The 17,953-nt window shown below is 26.2% G+C and carries 15 protein-coding genes and 1 pseudogene; all 16 read left to right on the forward strand.

The features are described from left to right. Positions 1 to 312 precede the first annotated feature (312 nt). The 16 genes and pseudogenes from Q428_RS11625 (at position 313) to Q428_RS11685 (ending at position 17,289) form a co-directional block, all read left to right on the forward strand. Positions 313 to 936, forward strand: coding sequence for a hypothetical protein (locus tag Q428_RS11625; RefSeq protein WP_035381153.1), 624 nt, complete (start codon positions 313 to 315; stop codon positions 934 to 936). Between the two features lie 62 nt (positions 937 to 998). Further along, positions 999 to 1,595 (forward strand): hypothetical protein, encoded by a 597-nt coding sequence (locus Q428_RS11630; protein ID WP_035381155.1) that lies wholly within the window; start codon positions 999 to 1,001, stop codon positions 1,593 to 1,595. 514 nt (positions 1,596 to 2,109) lie between these two features. After that, a pseudogene (locus Q428_RS16435) lies at positions 2,110 to 2,328 on the forward strand (recombinase family protein); the annotation flags it as partial. Further along, the gene (locus Q428_RS11635) at positions 2,323 to 3,003 is read left to right on the forward strand and encodes a recombinase zinc ribbon domain-containing protein (RefSeq protein WP_278244914.1); all 681 of its coding nucleotides are present in this window, start codon (positions 2,323 to 2,325) and stop codon (positions 3,001 to 3,003) included. The pseudogene Q428_RS16435 and the gene Q428_RS11635, both read left to right, overlap by 6 nt. A gap of 213 nt (positions 3,004 to 3,216) precedes the next feature. Continuing rightward, the gene (locus Q428_RS11640; protein ID WP_051515149.1) at positions 3,217 to 4,236 is read left to right on the forward strand and encodes a helix-turn-helix transcriptional regulator; all 1,020 of its coding nucleotides are present in this window, start codon (positions 3,217 to 3,219) and stop codon (positions 4,234 to 4,236) included. A gap of 139 nt (positions 4,237 to 4,375) precedes the next feature. Next, positions 4,376 to 6,418: an AAA domain-containing protein gene (locus Q428_RS11645; protein ID WP_035381157.1), complete on the forward strand. Its 2,043-nt coding sequence runs from the start codon at positions 4,376 to 4,378 to the stop codon at positions 6,416 to 6,418. An 8-nt stretch (positions 6,419 to 6,426) separates the two neighbouring features. After that, positions 6,427 to 8,238 carry a DEAD/DEAH box helicase gene (locus Q428_RS11650; protein WP_035381159.1) on the forward strand — a complete coding sequence of 604 codons (1,812 nt, stop codon included), beginning with the start codon at positions 6,427 to 6,429 and terminating at the stop codon, positions 8,236 to 8,238. Beyond that, the gene (locus Q428_RS11655) at positions 8,198 to 10,717 is read left to right on the forward strand and encodes a PIN domain-containing protein (RefSeq protein ID WP_035381161.1); all 2,520 of its coding nucleotides are present in this window, start codon (positions 8,198 to 8,200) and stop codon (positions 10,715 to 10,717) included. Before Q428_RS11650 ends, Q428_RS11655 begins: the two co-directional genes overlap by 41 nt. A 13-nt stretch (positions 10,718 to 10,730) precedes the next feature. After that, the gene (locus tag Q428_RS11660; RefSeq protein ID WP_035381163.1) at positions 10,731 to 11,873 is read left to right on the forward strand and encodes a hypothetical protein; all 1,143 of its coding nucleotides are present in this window, start codon (positions 10,731 to 10,733) and stop codon (positions 11,871 to 11,873) included. A 13-nt stretch (positions 11,874 to 11,886) separates the two neighbouring features. Beyond that, positions 11,887 to 13,041, forward strand: a complete 1,155-nt coding sequence (locus Q428_RS15760) for a hypothetical protein (RefSeq protein ID WP_201769296.1) — start codon at positions 11,887 to 11,889, stop codon at positions 13,039 to 13,041. After that, positions 12,951 to 13,757, forward strand: coding sequence for an AAA family ATPase (locus Q428_RS15765; protein WP_201769297.1), 807 nt, complete (start codon positions 12,951 to 12,953; stop codon positions 13,755 to 13,757). Before Q428_RS15760 ends, Q428_RS15765 begins: the two co-directional genes overlap by 91 nt. A 22-nt stretch (positions 13,758 to 13,779) precedes the next feature. Continuing rightward, on the forward strand, positions 13,780 to 14,358 hold the full coding sequence (locus tag Q428_RS11670) for a 4Fe-4S single cluster domain-containing protein (RefSeq protein ID WP_035381165.1): 579 nt from the start codon (positions 13,780 to 13,782) through the stop codon (positions 14,356 to 14,358). A gap of 203 nt (positions 14,359 to 14,561) precedes the next feature. Then, positions 14,562 to 14,870, forward strand: a complete 309-nt coding sequence (locus Q428_RS11675; protein ID WP_051515150.1) for a 4Fe-4S cluster-binding domain-containing protein — start codon at positions 14,562 to 14,564, stop codon at positions 14,868 to 14,870. Between the two features lie 5 nt (positions 14,871 to 14,875). After that, complete coding sequence (locus tag Q428_RS16680) at positions 14,876 to 15,031, forward strand: hypothetical protein (protein WP_161633625.1); 156 nt, start codon at positions 14,876 to 14,878, stop codon at positions 15,029 to 15,031. Next, positions 15,013 to 16,686, forward strand: coding sequence for an anaerobic ribonucleoside-triphosphate reductase (gene nrdD / locus Q428_RS11680; protein WP_051515151.1), 1,674 nt, complete (start codon positions 15,013 to 15,015; stop codon positions 16,684 to 16,686). Before Q428_RS16680 ends, nrdD begins: the two co-directional genes overlap by 19 nt. A 252-nt stretch (positions 16,687 to 16,938) precedes the next feature. Continuing rightward, positions 16,939 to 17,289 carry a GIY-YIG nuclease family protein gene (locus Q428_RS11685; RefSeq protein ID WP_035381167.1) on the forward strand — a complete coding sequence of 117 codons (351 nt, stop codon included), beginning with the start codon at positions 16,939 to 16,941 and terminating at the stop codon, positions 17,287 to 17,289. The last annotated feature ends 664 nt before the right edge of the window (positions 17,290 to 17,953 follow it).

A 17,953-nucleotide genomic window follows, 5' to 3' on the forward strand; every position in this document is an offset into this window, starting at 1 on the left:
AGGGTAAAATGTAAAATGTAGGAAATGGTTAATAAGTGTGTGCACATACTTGGGAAATAAGTTAAAAATATCTACAAATAAAGATATTCACTAATTCTGGAGAGTGACAATAAATATGCAATAATTATAACTAAGTAAATATTAAAAATGATTCTAAGAATGTTATATAGTTTTTTAATATATACAGAAATTATTCTTACGAACTAACTACTTAAAATATAATGTATACACTTAAAAAACATTAATAATTTGAAAAAGTCTTATATAAGGTCAGTGTATCATATAAAAGTATAGTTAAGAGGGTGGATAAAAATGGGGAAAATTATAAGTAAAATTATATCTATTTTATTATTAACTGCTTTTTTAACAACAAATTGGGTTTATGCCCAAGATAAAAATATTCCTATAGAAATCGTGCCAAATGAAACAGAAGAAAGATCTTTTATTTCTCCAATGTGGACAGTTAGATATGAATTTGATCATTATGATGCAACTTATAAGGCAACAAATGATACGAAATTCTATATTGGTGAATTTACTGTTATAAATCAAAGTTATACTCAGTATGCTGATGCTACATATATGCAAAATGAATTTAAAGAAATAAAAGCTGAATTCACGTATCAGGTATCAGCAAATGCTAATTATAAAATTAAAGTGATAGAAGTTGGGACCTCAACAACAGTGGGAGGAGCTTTAGCTGTAACAATCAATAGTGGTTTTACGTATTCTACGGGGACAAAAGTATCGCCAAGAAAAAAAGTAACTATTACATTATATAATAAAGGATTATCAGTTACTGGAGCAAAAATTTATAGGATGTATGATACTGACGGCTCATTTTTAGGTTATGAATCAAGACCTGATACAGCAGATTGTTGGTTTCCAAAATTAAATTCAAAAACAGCTGTTATAGGCCCAGAAATTTCAATATAATAAACAAAAATGATACACTTACTTTACTATATAATCAAAAATTTGAACAAATGGGGATTTTTATGAAAAGCAAGTATCTTTTAATAATATTAACAATTTTTAATGTGATCAGTTTTTTTATTAATTTTGGATTTTATGAACGATATAACAAATTAATAAAAAATTTTAATAAAACAACAATTGAAAACGCAACCAACAGCCAAAACTTCGAAATAAACTTAAGCGAACTAGCGAGTTATTTTAATGATTCACCAGATTTATCTATGTTGGTTCAAAAGTTTAAATTAATAAAAATTGTAACTGACCCAATACATGCTTTAGATGAATATGACGAAGGTGCTAAAACAGGGAATAAAATTTTATCGGTCTCATATGGTATAGAAGGAATATATCAAATAGATAAAAATACTTTAGTGAAAACTACAATTATTGAAGATAATACTTTGGAAAATGGCAATTATATTTATACAAAATCAGAAAATTCTTATGAAACATCATTTTACAAAATTAATAATACTTTTGTCCTTTTTGATGTTATATTAAATTCAAATCTAAATGAAAGTGCAGTTAAAGAACATATGTTAAAAGTAATTAGTTTTAAAGAAAAATTTTATTATCATTATAAAGCGTATCTGATGATGAAAAATAATAAGAACTAAGAAGGTGATAATTTGTGATAGAGAAACTGTTAAAAATTTTGCGTCGTAGATGGGAAAGGATGTGCAGTTTAGTGAATGAATGTCCTGTCTAATGAACCCATAGTCAAGGTGATAGTAACGAGGCTTGGAGCATTGCAAGTAATTGTAATGTTTAAGTGCTAATATTGACGTAAAATAGTAGCTCTGAAGCATGCAAAGGTAAGTGATTAAGTCTCATAAATCTTAAAAAGTTGGGGAGAACGACTAGATTACAAACTGAAATTTAAAATTGCATTCATATCACATATAATTAATTGTCTTTTATCAATAGTTAGGATGAATATTAGAATGCCTGCCCTTTATAGTAAATATAAAAAAATTAACTTTTGTATCAACATCATCGTCCAAAGACACATTGAACAACACAATGATACAATAGATAGAAGCCTTGAGAAATCAGGGCTTTTTTTGCTTTTTTGATGCAAACATATCACATATATAGTTTGCCATATAAAAATTTTTAGAAAACAAAGTTCCAACACCAGCAGGTAAAGGGGTATGGCATCAAAGCACAGTATTAAGTATTCTTAAAAATGAAAAATATAAAGGCGATGCAGTGCTGCAAAAGAAATTTACAGTAGACTTTCTTACAAAGAAGATAAAGAGAAACGAGGGGGAAGTTCCACAATATTATGTTGAAAACAGCCACCCTGCAATTATCTCACCTGAAGTTTTTGATATGGTGCAGATGGAGATAAAAAATAGAAAAGATGCAAGATGGTATAAGACAGGAAGAAACTACTTTTCAGGAAAGATTATCTGTGGTGATTGTGGAAGTTTTTATGGCAGAAAGGTTTGGCATTCTAATGATAAGTACAGGAAGATTATTTGGCAGTGCAATTCAAAGTATAAGAATCAGGAAAAGTGCAAGACACCATTTATAAATGAAGAAGATTTAAAGAAGGCATTTGTAGAGGTGTTTAATGGGGTTATTAATAATAAGGAAGAAATATTAAGAGGGTATGAGAAAGTTATAAAGGAACTGATTTGTACAAAAGATTTAGATGAAAAAATAAATGGACTTGAAAGACAAGCTAAAGAAATTTTAGATGAAATAAACAGATGTATTCGTGATAATGCAACTAAAGCACAGGACCAAGAGGAGTATATGAGAAGATACAATGCTTTAGTAGAAGGGTATGAGAGTGTTAGAAAGTCAATTGAAGATGTTGAAAATGAGAGGTTTGAAAGGCTTGTAAAGAAGGATAGGATAGAGGAGTTTATGAATGTTTTAAGAGAAAGGGATGGACTACTTGATGAGTTTGATGGAGAGCTTTGGAATATGGTAATTGAATTAGTTAAGGTTTATGAAGGTGGGAAGATGGTGTTTGTGTTTAAGGATGGGATGGAGGTGGAGAGTATAGACTGAATTTAGATAAAATACACAAATTTAATTTTATAAATTTAGATATATCAAGCTTTATAAGGAACACTTGCCGAATCCAAGTTTGCAAAATACGACTAATTATGAAGGAATTTTAATATATGTGTCGAATAGATAAAGTATATTCAATAATTTTTTATACAGACAAAATATGTCCACAATAAGGTTTATAATGAAAATTACAAAAGGAATGGTTTTATGAATGATAAGATTTCAAAATGGTACAGGATATTATATATTTATAACAAGCTTATTGATGGTGAAGAGTTAGATAAAAGTAGTTTAGCAATTGATTTGGGAATAGATGAAAGAACAATACAGAGGGACTTTTCAAATATTAATGACTTTTTTAGTATGTATGACAAATATAAAAATGCGGAGATAATATATGATAGAAAACGAGAAAAACATAAACTTATTAACTATACAAAAAATAATTTAGTGAAAAACGAGATATTGGTAATTATAAAAATATTACTTGAAAGTAGAGCATTTAATGATGAAGAAATTGCTATAGTGAAAAAACTTTTAAATAATTTAAGTACAAATGATAAAAGATATGTTGAAGAAATAATTGGTAATGAACTTTTTAACTATACACCAGTTGATCATAACCAATGTTTAATTGATAAAATTTGGGATTTAAGCCAACATATCATTCAAGGAAATGAATTAGAAATTAATTATATAAAAATGAATCAAACAAAGGTAAATAGAATTATTAAACCTGTTTCTATCATATTTTCAGAGTATTATTTTTATCTAATTGCCTTTTTAAAAGAGAATGATTTTACAGAACCTATTATCTACAGAATAGATAGAATTGAAAGCATCATCACAACTGGAGAGAGATTTAAAATACCAGAGACAAAGAGATTTAAAGATGGTGAGTTTAGAAAAAGAATTCAATTTATGCACGCAGGTAAATTAATGAAAATTAAATTTGAGTTTTGGGGGCCTTCTATTGAGGCAGTATTGGACAGGCTGCCAACTTCTAAAATTATTGAAAAGGTTAATGAAAAATATATAGTTGAAGCAGAAGTTTATGGTAAAGGAATAAAAATGTGGATATTAAGCCAAGGAGATAAACTAAAGGTATTAGAACCAGAGGAATTAAAGGAGGAAATGTTGAAGGAAATAGAAGGGATGAGAAGGAATTATATAAAAAATGAAAATACATATAACCTTAATTCTATAAATAGTTTAGTAAAATATTGATAATACAAGTAATTTTATACTCGAATTAATTATAGAATGAAAATATTTTTTATAGGAAAGAAATAATTCGGAATTTGAGAATTTTAAATGTCCTAATGAGTTTTGAAAAAACTAATAAAAATAATAAGGGGTGGCAAATGTGCAAGGTAATTTATATTTAGATTTTGGGAAAAATATAGATAATCTTAATAAAGCAGCAAAGAAAATAAGAGTAAGGCATCCTAGTTATTTTAAAAATATTGATGAGAATGAGAGTGAACTACAATATATAATAAATATGATTTTTGCAGATGGAATGTCAGCAGAATATTATATTTCAAATACTTCATTAAAGGAAGATGTGTATGATTTTACTATAAGACCTAAAATAGGACCACGTTTAGAGAGAATATTTGATGATGGATTTACAATTGCAATAAAGGGATATTTAGATAAAAGTGGAAATTATCTTATAATATATAGAATAATTGATATATTTAATACGGAAAAAATGGATTTTGAGGTAGAATTAATTGCAACAACAATAAGTAAAATAGATAATATGAATAGAATATACAAACAAGATTTTGTAATAACACCAGAGTTCATAGCTTCTTTACCTGAAATATCAAAAATAACAGCTCAACGTCTTTCAAAGTGGGAGAATTATTTAAATTGGAGAGAAGAATTGATAAAAAGTAAAATTGAAGGTGTAAGATATGTAAATATTGAAATAGATGAAGAGTATATACTTTTTTACCTAATATTTAAAAATGAAGACGCATTTAGAAACTTTAATAAATTTTTAAGAAAAGATGAATTAATGGTATTTCCATTAAATTATTCAAAAGATGAATGGAATTTTGAATATAATTATGAAAATAATATATCTGGTAAGAAAATTGGAAATTATAAAGGAAAAATTATTTCATTCTATATGAAAGATAAAGAAGATGACAAAGATGATTTAAGAGATAAATTAAAAAAATATCTTGAAGATTGTGAATGGGATAATCCTTATATTGCTGTTGTAAAATTTGAATTAAGTGATGAAGATCAAGAGGATATGTTAAATTGTCCAGAAGATATGATTGAATATTATAAGACTAAGTTAACGAATCAGTATCCTAAGCAGGGATTTTTATCAATCTCGTCTGTTGGAGAATTTAGTCTTATAAGAAGACAAAAAAGAACAATAGATTTACTTAAAAAAGGGGAAGTATATGCACCTTTTATATGCTCGTGGTTATTTGATATTAAAAAAGCCAATGTATTACGATCTAATAACTTAATAGAAGTACAAGAATGGTTTAATAGGTCTATTAATGATGAACAAAAGGATGCTGTGCAAAAAATGCTTAATGCACCGGATGTGTTTTTAATTCAGGGACCTCCAGGTACAGGAAAGACTACAGTAATTGCAGAGGCAATTTATCAATTTGCAATTCGTAATCAAAAAGTAATTTTAGCCTCACAGGCTAATTTAGCAGTGGATAATGTATTTGATAGACTTGCTAATAGTCCTAAGATTAGAGCGATAAGACTTGGATGTAATGAAAAGATATCAGATGAAGGAAAACAATTCACTGAAGAAAATGTATTAAAATATTTTTATAATACTATATCTGAAGATGTTAAAGTTAATTATTTAAATGTTTGGTTACAACTTGATAATGATATTAAAAATTTTGAGGAATGGTATAATAAAGCAGAATTTATATATAATGATATTATAGCTTATTCAAAAAAATTAGAAGAAATAAATAAACAGAAGGAAAATATTAAATTATATATTAAAAATGAGGAAAAGAAAATTGAAGAAATAAGAGAATTTAATTCGATTTTAGAAGAAAAAAGAGAAAATATTGAGAAAATGAAGAAATTCTGTAGTGATTTTGATGGTCCAGATTTTATAATAGAAGATGATATGTCTCAAATAATTTGGCAGGAATTTATTGAACCGTTAATGAATTTAGAAAGTTGTTATATTGAAATTAATCAAGATTGGCGAAGTAAGGAAAATGATATTTCTCCAGGAAAGAAGGCATCTATTTTTAGAGAAATGCTTGAAAATTGGAATAATATATACAAAAGGATTCCACAGATAAAAGAAGATATTGAATTTTTAAGTGTAAATGATGAAGTAATTGACACTAAAATACAACTTGAACTTTGTAAACTCGAAAAAAAATTAAGGATGTAGAAGATAGGATGGAGAATGAAGATTTAATTGATGAGTGGAGAAAATTAATGAAATTAAGGAATGAATATATGAAGCTTAAGGACAAAGCATCTAGATCATGTGAAATTAAATGTATAGATTTATTTAAGAAAAACAATGAACCATATAGCAACAAATTACAACAACTTGAAAAAGAGGAAAAAATAAATTTTTTAAAGAATACTTATGAGACACTTGAAAAGACTTCAATTTTAGTTAAACAAGGTTTGGATAGAATAGAAAATGAAATAGACACACGTATTAAACAGATGATACCTAAAGAGATTGTTGATTGTGAATATAGAAAAAAGATTGCTGAGTATGAAAGGCTAAAAGAAGAGTATAATAGGCAGAATGAAATTTATAAAGAAAAGCAAAAACAATGGCAATTACATAAAAAATATGTATGTAATTATATTGAAGAAACTAATAATGATGAAGAATTGATGTGTATAGTTAGAGAAAAAATAAATGGTTTAATACAAATTAGAAATAAAGAAGAACACATAAGAAATAAACTTGAAAATTTTCTTATAGAATGGACTGAAAAGCTAAATAATACTGAAACAATTAAAAATGATCAGAAATATTTTATAGAAAGATATATTGATGCTTGTAATGTAGTAGGGATAACATGTACTGAAAATTCAAGAACACTTGACAGTAAAAATTTATCTTATTTCGATGTGGCTATAATAGATGAGGTTAGTAAGGCAACACCACCAGAACTTTTACTTCCAATGGTAAAAGCTAAAAAAACAATTTTAGTTGGAGATCATCGTCAATTACCCCCATTATTTAAGGAAAATCAAGCTTCTTATGAAGAGCTTATTAATCAGAAAAAAGAAGAATTAAGTGAAATGGATAATAATGAAGAATCTAATTTAGATATTGATGAAACTTTAACATTAGAGAACTTTGAGCAATATAAAGAAATGGTAACGGCATCTTTATTTAAGAATTATTTTGAAATTGCTGATGATAGTTTAAAGAAATCTCTTTTTGTGCAGTATAGAATGCATCCAGATATAATGGATATAATAAACTGTTTTTATGAAAATAAGCTAAAATGTGGTTTAAGTGCAGATGATATTAGAGAAAAAAGGGATCATAAATTAGAAATAACTACTGATGAAGGATTGAATTTTATAACTAGGGACAAGCATGTAATATGGGTAGATTCATCTTATTCACCAGATGGGAATCCTTTTTATGAAAAGCAGGATGGTACTTCTAAGGTAAATCTTCTTGAAGTATTTATGATTGTAAAAACACTAAAAAAGATTGATGAAAATTATAAAATGTTGGGTTATGGAAAAAATGAGAGAAAAGATGTTGGTGTTATAAGTTTTTATGGAAAACAAGTAAAAGAAATTAGAAAAGCTTTAAAAAAGTATAATTTTGAAGCAATAAAAATTGATGTTAATACTGTAGATAAATTTCAAGGAAAAGAAAAATCTATAGTCCTTGTAAGTCTTGTAAGAAATAAAAGAATGAAGAAAAAGAGTGAAAAAAGTTTTGTTGCATCTTTTCAAAGAATAAATGTTGCTTTTTCAAGAGCACGAGAGTTACTTATAATTTTTGGTGCAAAAGAAATGTTTGAAGATTATTATGTTGATTTACCTAACATGGATAGGGAAGGGAAGGTGTCTGTACAGGTATATAAAAATATACTTACAAGAATAAGAATTGACGGTGGATTGTTTAAGAGTTCAAGAATACTTTCAGAAAGTGAATATAAGGAGTTAATAGGAGGAGAAAATGGAGATAAAGAAGATAGAAGTATCTATTCCAATACTTGAATTTAAAAATAAGGTTACGCATTTTGTTTCTAGAAAACCAACGGCTATAGAATGGGCAATTTTAGAAACTATAAAACGATTTGGATTAGATAGCCAGTTTGGTAAGATTAGTGTAGATGTAGATGAGTTTTTTAAAGAGGTTTTAAAAGTACCTGATACAGAAAAACTCGTGAAACCTTGCATTGTAGAACTTATGGAGTTAAAAGTACTAGAATATATGGAATATGATATTAGGTTGGATAAGCTAAAAATATCGGATTTAAAATTAACAAATGAAGGGAGAAACCTTTTAGTAAAAGGTGTTCTTCCAGCTAAGAGTACTGATGATATTATAGAACTTTTGTATAATCCAATAAAAAATGAAGTTGTTGAAAAGAAAAAAGAAAAATTTTTATTAGATGAACCGAATGAAAATGCACTTAAATATTTTAACTTAAATATTTATCCTGAACAGGAAATGATAGATTTTTTAAAAGAACTTAAAGATAAAAATAAGATTTATTGGCTTGATACTACAAGTGATATTCAAAGTATTCAAGAGTTAGAAAGAAAATTAAAATGGAAAATAGAAAAAACATCTCTAAATATTTTAGAAGATGGAGAAATTAGATTAATTTTTAATGATGCTGATTATAATAAATATTTTTCAAATGAATTATCTTCTGATGATATAAAAATGTTGTTAAAAATTGACAAGAATGCAGAAGAGAATAAAGATAGTTATGATATTCCTTTTTATGAAGCAAAAAATATTATTAATAAAGTATCTAAATTTTTAGATGATAAAAATTTAATGCAGGAAGTAAAAAATATGGTGAAAAACGGGAATATTAATATAATAAATAAAAATAAAGCAATATCTTACCAAGAAGTATATAACATTTTTAAACTTAATGAAGGTGAGAATAAGCTAATATGTGTATTTGATGATAATATTGATGTAAGTTTACAGTGGGATGCTAAAACCAACAATATTTTGTTATGTATCCCAGAGAAATTTACTAATGAGGAATTTTGTTATTTAAATGAAAAGAAAGATAATATTTATATTGCAAATATATCAGCATATTGTAAGCTAAATAGAATAGAGTTACCTTTAGCCTTTGTTTACAAACCTAATAATTTTGATATTTCATATATTTTGAACAATCTTAAGATGTATATAGAAAAATATAGTAATAATAATTTTGAAATGATTGTTATCAAAGGTTTTTGGCAGGATAGTCAACAAGTATGGAATGATATTGTGGATAAAATTTTAAGAGATAACAAAAAAATATTAAAAGAAAAAATAGGGTGTTTAATGGAGGCAAAGAAAAGACTTAGCATGATAAAAAAGAGAGATGATTTTACATGGAGAGAAGATATGTTAAAGATTATAGAACTAAGCGTGCAAAATATAGAGTTTGCTACAATAGAGGATGTTGCTAATTTTTTAAAGGAGATACCTGTAAACTTTATAGTAAATGATAGTGATTTAAATTCGAAGTTTTTAACTATCTTAATATCAAAAATTAATTTTATTGAAACATTAGATGAGTTAAATAAGTTTTATTCATTATTAAGTGAAATAAATATGCCTAAAGATATAGTAAAAAAAGTATGTTTTCCATCAAATCTTTATAATGAAAAGATTATATTAGAATTAATAAACATATACAAAAATGAAAGTTTAACAGTTACTTTAAAAAGTTTTACATCTTGTGAAGAAAGTTTTAAAAAACTTAAGGATTTGGAGATAAAATTAAAAAGAGAACTTAAAATAGATAGTTTAATTGATTTTTATAATACTAATGAATTTAAGAAAACTATTATAAATAATATTGAAGATATTATAGGATTATGTGAACAGTGGATTGAAATTTGGAATAGTATAGTTTCACGGATAGAATATTTTGAACATATGGCATTACATTCAGAATTGGAAAAAATAAATTGTAATACTAGAAAATATTATAATTTTATTAAAAAATATGACAATAAAATTTCAAATAGATATAAAGAAGTTTATATAATTGATACTGATGTATTAATAAGTATGCCACATGTAATTAGTAAATTTGATACTACGGATTACGTTATAATTCCCAAGAAAGTTATAGATGAATTAGATAATGAAAAAGATGTTGAAAAAAGTACAGAGGTAAGAAGAAATGCACAATTAGCTTTAACGGAACTAATTAAATATGTACAAGAAAATAAAGTAGTAATTATTGAAGATGATAAAGATTTATTACCTGATGATTGGAGTATTATTACCGATAATTCGATTTTATCAATAGCATTAAAGTATAAGACTGCCAATCCTTTTATAGTTACAAATAACCAAGAATTTAAAACAAAAATTTTAGATAAAAATATTAGAATAATAGACCTTGATAAATTAATAAAAATGAAAAGTAAAAATTATGGGATAAATGTTAAAGACAAATCAAATGACAAAATGAATAAACAAAAATATAAAAAGAAAAATAAGTAGGGTGGTGCATAATTTGAGTAGGAAAGCAAGTTATAATTATAATCTTCAAAAACAAATAAGAAGAGAACTAGAAAATGAGAGAATAAGACTTAATACTCAAAGATTTTATAATAGATACTTACAACAATATGAGGATATGATAAATAGAGGGTTTATAGATATTTTACCTAAAGAACTATCTAATATCAATAATATGTTGAATGAGATTAAAAATAATTTGGATTCTGATGTTACATTAGCTAGAGATATTAGTTATCAATTGGGGGCTTATATAAATGAGGTTTGGAGTTTGGGAAATGTATTATCTAAGAGACTTGCACAGGAATTTAAAACAAAAATTATTGAAATAAAGCAAAATAGAAAAACAATGAAAGAAGCTGAAGATAAATTAGATATTTTCATGAAACTAGTATCAGAAATAAAGGATCCTCTTATTATGGATTTTGCTTATGATGAACTTCAGAATTTAAAAAGAAAAATTGAATTAAATTCAGAACAAATAGCACTTACTGAAATTAAATCAGAGATTAATAAAATAATAGAAATAGCTACTAATAAAGCAGAAATGTGGAAAGAAAACAAGAAAAAGGATATGCAAAATGAAATACAGCTTAAAACAATAAGTGAAATTGAACAACATTTTAAAGAAGATTTAAATGAGAACCCAAAAGAAATAGAAAACATTTTAAATTCAATTAATGATATAAAAAGTGAATTAATAAAGGGTAATAAAATTGATGGGAAAAATTTTAATGAGATAATGAGGAAAGAAATTGAAGATGTTAATACAGTTGTATTAAATGAGACAATAAGAAAAGAAATGGTAAAAAGAATAATAAAATCTTTAAAGCATTCAGGGTTTGTGGTTTCAAATCCTAAAATTATAGAAGAAAATGGAGAAAAAATAGTAAAGGTAATTGCAAAGAAGCCATCGGGGAATACAGCAATTTGCAGTGTAAAAATTGATGGAGAATTTACCTATAGCTTTGATAATTATGAGGGACAAGCATGTAAGAATGATATAAAAATATTTGAACAAGATTTAAAGAAAATATACGGTGTTGAGTTATCAAATGAGAGGGTAATCTGGGAAAATCCAGATAGAATATCTGCTACAGCCAAGCCGATAGATAATAATTTTATGAATAAAGGATAAAGAGGTGTAATAAATGTGTGAAAAGAAAATAAATACATGGTTAAGTTCCTTATTAAGAGAATCTGGGTTTAGGAAATCAATAATATTATATGGCAATGTAGGTGATATATGTTATAATTCTGATTCAGGAAAATATGAATTAATAATTAATTTAATAGAAAATAAGTTAAGGGGAACTGGGTTTGAGGAAGTAGTAAGATGGGATTTGGTTGATGGAATTAGAACTCAACTTAATAATTATGATTATATTGATGAGTTGTATAAGCAGTCTATAGAAGAAGATGTAATTAATAATGAAAATTTAAATGATACTGGAGGAAGTAATTATTTTAGTGATAATGAAATGGATTGTATACAAAAAGAGCAGTCTAGTTATAATATAGACTTAGAAAATTTTTTCAATATCGTATATAAATCAATGGTAAAGAGAACATCTAAAAAAACAGCATTTATAGTTGATTGGTCAAATTACATTTTTGGAAATGCTAATTCGTTATCAGAAAAAGAAAGAAAATATCTTACTGTTATAGGAAAGGCAATTAGGAATGCACCTACTGACTTAGACTATAAGTCTATAGATAGACCTGCAAATATTTTAATCTTAATTACTAATAATATAGGAGCAATTCCACCTGCATATTATCAGAATAATCCTGCAGTTAAAACAATAAATATACCTATACCAGGTAGACTTGAAAGAGAGAAATACTTAATGGATAATATTGATAAATTTAAATTAGATAGATTGTTGAGACCAAAAGACAGAGAATTTGTAGATTTTGTAGATTTGTTAGATGGGTTTACAATAAGGGATATAAACCAGATGATTAAACTTTCAAGACAGATAGAAAATCCACTTAGTCCTGAAAAACTGGTTAATCTTTATAAATATGGTGAACAGAATAGTCCATGGGAAAATCTAAGTAAAGAAAAAATTAGAGATATTGATGAAGTATTAAAGAAACGTGTAAAAGGTCAAGATGAGGCTATAAACAAAGTCAAAAAAGTTATTATTAGGGCTTTTACTGGATTTTCAGGTATACAGCATTCATCAAAATTAAAAAACCTAAAGGGATTTTGTTTTTTGTTGGACCAACAGGTGTTGGTAAAACAGAGCTTGCTAAAGCACTTGCTGAATTTTTATTTGGGGATGAAAATGCATGCATAAGGTTTGATATGTCAGAGTTTAACCATGAGCATAGTGATCAAAGGTTAATTGGTGCACCTCCTGGGTATGTTGGTTATGAAGAGGGTGGACAGTTAACAAATGCAATAAAAGAAAGACCTTTCTCCGTATTATTGTTTGATGAAATTGAAAAAGCACATGGAAGGATACTAGATAAGTTTCTTCAAATTCTTGAAGATGGTAGGTTAACAGATGGAAGAGGAGAAACTGTGTATTTTTCAGAAGCAGTGATTATATTTACATCAAACATAGGGGCTACGGAAGTAGATATGAATATGACGAATAGTGAAATCAGAGAAGATTTCTTAAATAAGGTTAAAAACCATTTTCTTAATGAACTTAAGCGTCCTGAATTATTAAATAGAATTGGAGATAATATAGTAGTTTTTAATTATATTAAAGATATAAATATTATGATGGATATTGTTAAAATAAAAATAAAACCTCTTGAAAAATATATTAAAGAAAAATATGGCATGAGTATATATTTCGAAGATGAGGAAAGAGCAATAAAAGCTATTTTAAGCCTAGTTGATACACGTAATGGTGGAAGAGGAATTATAAATGTTATGGAACCAATAATTATTGATCCTTTATCAGAATTTATTTTTGAAAATGAAGAATATTTTTCACCTGGAAAGAAAATAAAGATAATACAATTTAAAGATGATCCTATATTTGACTTTGAACTAGAATAAAACCTATTTAGGAGTTGGTATAATGCCAAAAATTAATTTAGCAGCATATTTAGAGTGTACTGAAATGGAGGGTCCAGGGAAGAGATTTGCCTTATGGGTACAAGGTTGTTTAAAAAGATGCCCAGGTTGTTGTAATGAGCAAATGCAAGATATAGTTCCAAAGAATATTATTGATTGTGATAAAATATTTGATTTAATCATTAAATCAAAGTTTAACAATAATATTGAAGGTGTAACTTTTCTTGGTGGAGAACCTATGCTTCAGGCAATTGGACTTGCCTATATTGCAAAAAAGTGTAGGGATGCAGAACTTTCAATTATAACATTTACAGGATATACTCTTGAAGAGTTAGAAAGACAACAAATATTAGGTACTGAGCAGCTTATTAAATATACTGATGTTTTGATAGATGGTCCATTCATACAGGAATTATACGATGAAAATAGAAAATGGATTGGATCTACCAATCAAAATATATACTATTTAACAGATCGGTATAAAAAGGGAATAGAAACTCAGGATGTAACTAATGGAATGGAATTTAGAATAGATTCAAAAGGTATAATTACTGTTAACGGTTGGCCTTATGAAATAAATTAAGAATTATAAATTAAATAAAATGATGAGTTTTTATTATATTATTAACCTTGATTTGGCAAGTAAATTAGAAAAACATTAATAACATTAAATTTTTTGTTTTTAAAAAATATAAATCATAGAAATATTAATGATAATTACAAGAAAAATTTGATGAATTTAAGATTAATATATTTTGGTACTATTAGAAGAAAGGATTTTTTATAATGGAGATAAGGTTGGCAGGTATAAAAGAATTTAGTGTTGCAGATGGACCAGGTATAAGAACTGTTATATTTACTCAAGGTTGTAAAAATCGTTGCAAAGGCTGTCATAACATTAGCACATGGGATTTAAATGGAGGGTATATTCAAGAAATTAATAGTTTAATTAGTTATATAGATTCTATATGTCCAAACAAGAAAGTTACTATTTCAGGAGGTGAACCATTAATACAATATAATGAATTAAAATATTTATTAAAAGTATTATATAAAAAAAATATAATATATGCTTATATACAAGCTACAATATAGAGGATGTGTCAGAAGATATTTTAAAATATTTAAATTATATAAAAACAGGGAAATATGATGAAATGTATAAGGATACAACATTAAAATATATTGGATCATCAAATCAAAAATTTTATAGGGTTAAATGTAGAGGTGAAATAATATGTCTGAAAGAGATTTAGCTAATTATATAGTTAATGCAGCAGGTAAAATTGAAAAATATGGAGCGAAAATAAAGAAAGAGCTTTTATTAGATAGTGTTATACCACAGAAATATGCAAATGAACATAGAAATTGTACAATATGGATACATGATCTTGAATATTATGATACAACATATAATTGTATAGGCATTAGTTTGAAGAATATTTTAACAAATGATAGGATTTGTAGAAATTATGGGATAAAGAAGAGTTCAAATATAAGACAAGCAATATTCAATACATTAAAAATAATAGTTTTATTAACTAATGAACAATCTGGTGGAATAGGTATAATAAACTTTGATACAGATATGGCAACGTTTATAAAAGATGAAACAGAAGATGAAATCATAGAAAATTTTATGGATTTTATTAACCTGTTAAACTTACCTACAAGAAAAGGATGTGAAACACCATATATTACTATTAACATTGGTTTAGATACATCTTTAGAAGGGAGAAAAATTACAAAATTAATATTAGAGGCTTTTGAAAAGTCCAACGAAACTAATACATATATATTTCCCAATATAGTTTTTAAGGTAAAAAGTGGTATAAATAAAAATCCATGTGATCCCAACTATGATTTGTTTAAGAAAGCCATAAAAGTTACATCAAAATGCATGAATCCAACTTATTTTAATTGTGATTCTTATCTTAATAAAAATTTTGATTCAAAAAAATTAGGAATCATGGGGTGTAGAACAAGAGTTGCAAATAACCTACATGGTGAATTCGGTTCTATTAATAGAGGAAATTTAGCATATACTACAATTAATTTACCGCAAATTGCTTTAGAAGCTACTTATTATAATAAAGATTTTTATGAATTATTAGAAACAAGAATGAATGATGCAAAAGAACTTTTAATGCATAGGTATAATCTTCTTTGTAGTAAATCAATAGATGAATTTAGATGTTTAACAGAGTTAGATTTGTATGAAAATGCAAAAAGTAATGATGTAGAGTTGATGTTTAAGAATGGAACATTATCAATTGGTTTTATAGGACTATGGGAATGTATGCAAATATTAAAAGGAAATGATAGTATAGATTTGAATTTTATTGAAAACAATATACAGGATGCAGAAAAAATAGTAAAATTTATGAGTGAACAAGTTGAAAAAATGAGAGAGAAGTATAATTTAAATTTTTCACTTTTAGCAACATCCGCAGAAGGTATTTCAGGTACATTCCCTAAAAATGATGAAAGACTATTTGGAAAAATAATAGGAGTAACTGATAAAGGATTTTACACAAATTCATTCCACATACCTGTATTTATAGGAGGTAATTCATTTAAAAAGATAGAGTATGAGGGAAGAATGCATAAATACTGTACAGGTGGCGCAATTACCTATGTAGAGTTTAATGAAATACCGATTGATAATTATGAAGCTATTGAAGAAATAATCTACTATGCCATAGAAAATGATTGTGGATATATTGGAATAAATTTTCCATTAGATATATGTAATAACTGTAATTTGAAAGGTACATTTAATTCTAAATGCTCCAACTGTGGAAGTTCTGATATAATAAGAATTAGAAGAGTATCAGGTTATCTATCATTTACAAATAATTTTACTGAAGGGAAGAAATATGAGCTCTTAAACAGAAAAGGGAATTGTTAACCTATTTTATTGTTGGGTAAAATTAGATATTAATTAATAATTAAATTGGATTGTGTTAAGTAAATACGAAAAAATAGTATAATTATACAAGATTATATAATTTTTAATGTGATTTTAGTTAATTATGTTAAGAATATATGGTTTGTTTGATAATTATGCATTTTGATAATTAAGCATTTTGATAATTAAGCATAAAGAAAACAGTTATTAATATTTTTTTATTACAAAATAATATCTAAGGGAGCAAGAGAAATGGGATTATTTGATACATTAAAAAGCATAGCAAAATCAAAAGAATTAGTATGCATAACATTGAAGGAAGCAACTAAAATAGCACCTAATAGTATGGGATGTTATAAAATATATTGTAATGGATTAAAATATGTGGGAAAAGCTGAAGATGGAATTAGGAAAAGATTTGTTCAATATTATAATGGAACAACAGCACATTATTCTTCAGCAAAGAAGATTTATGAAAATCGAGATAATATAACTGTTAGTTGGGTTGTCTTACAGTCAAGAGAGCAGTGTAGAGAAGTTGAAGCAAAATGGATTAGGGATCTAAAACCAGAGTGGAATAAACAAAGTGGTTGGGGAGATTAAGTATTTGGAAGTTTAACACTGACACATCTTATAATAAGATATGTCATAAATCATTGGAAGTTTAAAAATTCTAAATATTATATTAAAAAGAAGAAATTGAATATAAAATAATTAAAGCAACAGAAGATAATTAAACTTAGATTCGGCAATTATTCTATATAAGCCTTAATATATATAAGTTTTATATTAAAATTTTTTGAAATAGAAATTCAGTATTATCAATGATTAGCTTGATTACCTGCCGAATTAAGGTTAAAAATATTAAGTTATAGAGTAATCGTTTTGTAATCGTTAAAAAATGATGCATTTAATTTTTATAAAAAAGATATGAAAATATGTTAATAAGGTAAAACTTATACTAGTATTATTTCTTTTTGGTTCTTTGAAAATAGTTAAGCTGGGTATTCGATTAGAATGTCTGTCCTTTTCAGCAACTATATAAAATCAGACCTTGTATCAACATCATCGTCCAAAGACATATTTGAACGATGATTTTAATACAATAGCCTTGAAGCATTAAGCTTTGAGGCTGTTTTTGCTTTTTTGAATGGTAGCCTTATCACATATAACTTTTATTTCTTTAAATGCAAGTCCTGCCAAGATGGGAGCCTTTCAAAATAAAGGTGATGCACTTCTTCAAAAAACGTACACAGTTGATTTTTTG

The organism is Fervidicella metallireducens AeB (assembly GCF_000601455.1).
Lineage (GTDB): Bacteria > Bacillota > Clostridia > Clostridiales > Caloramatoraceae > Fervidicella > Fervidicella metallireducens.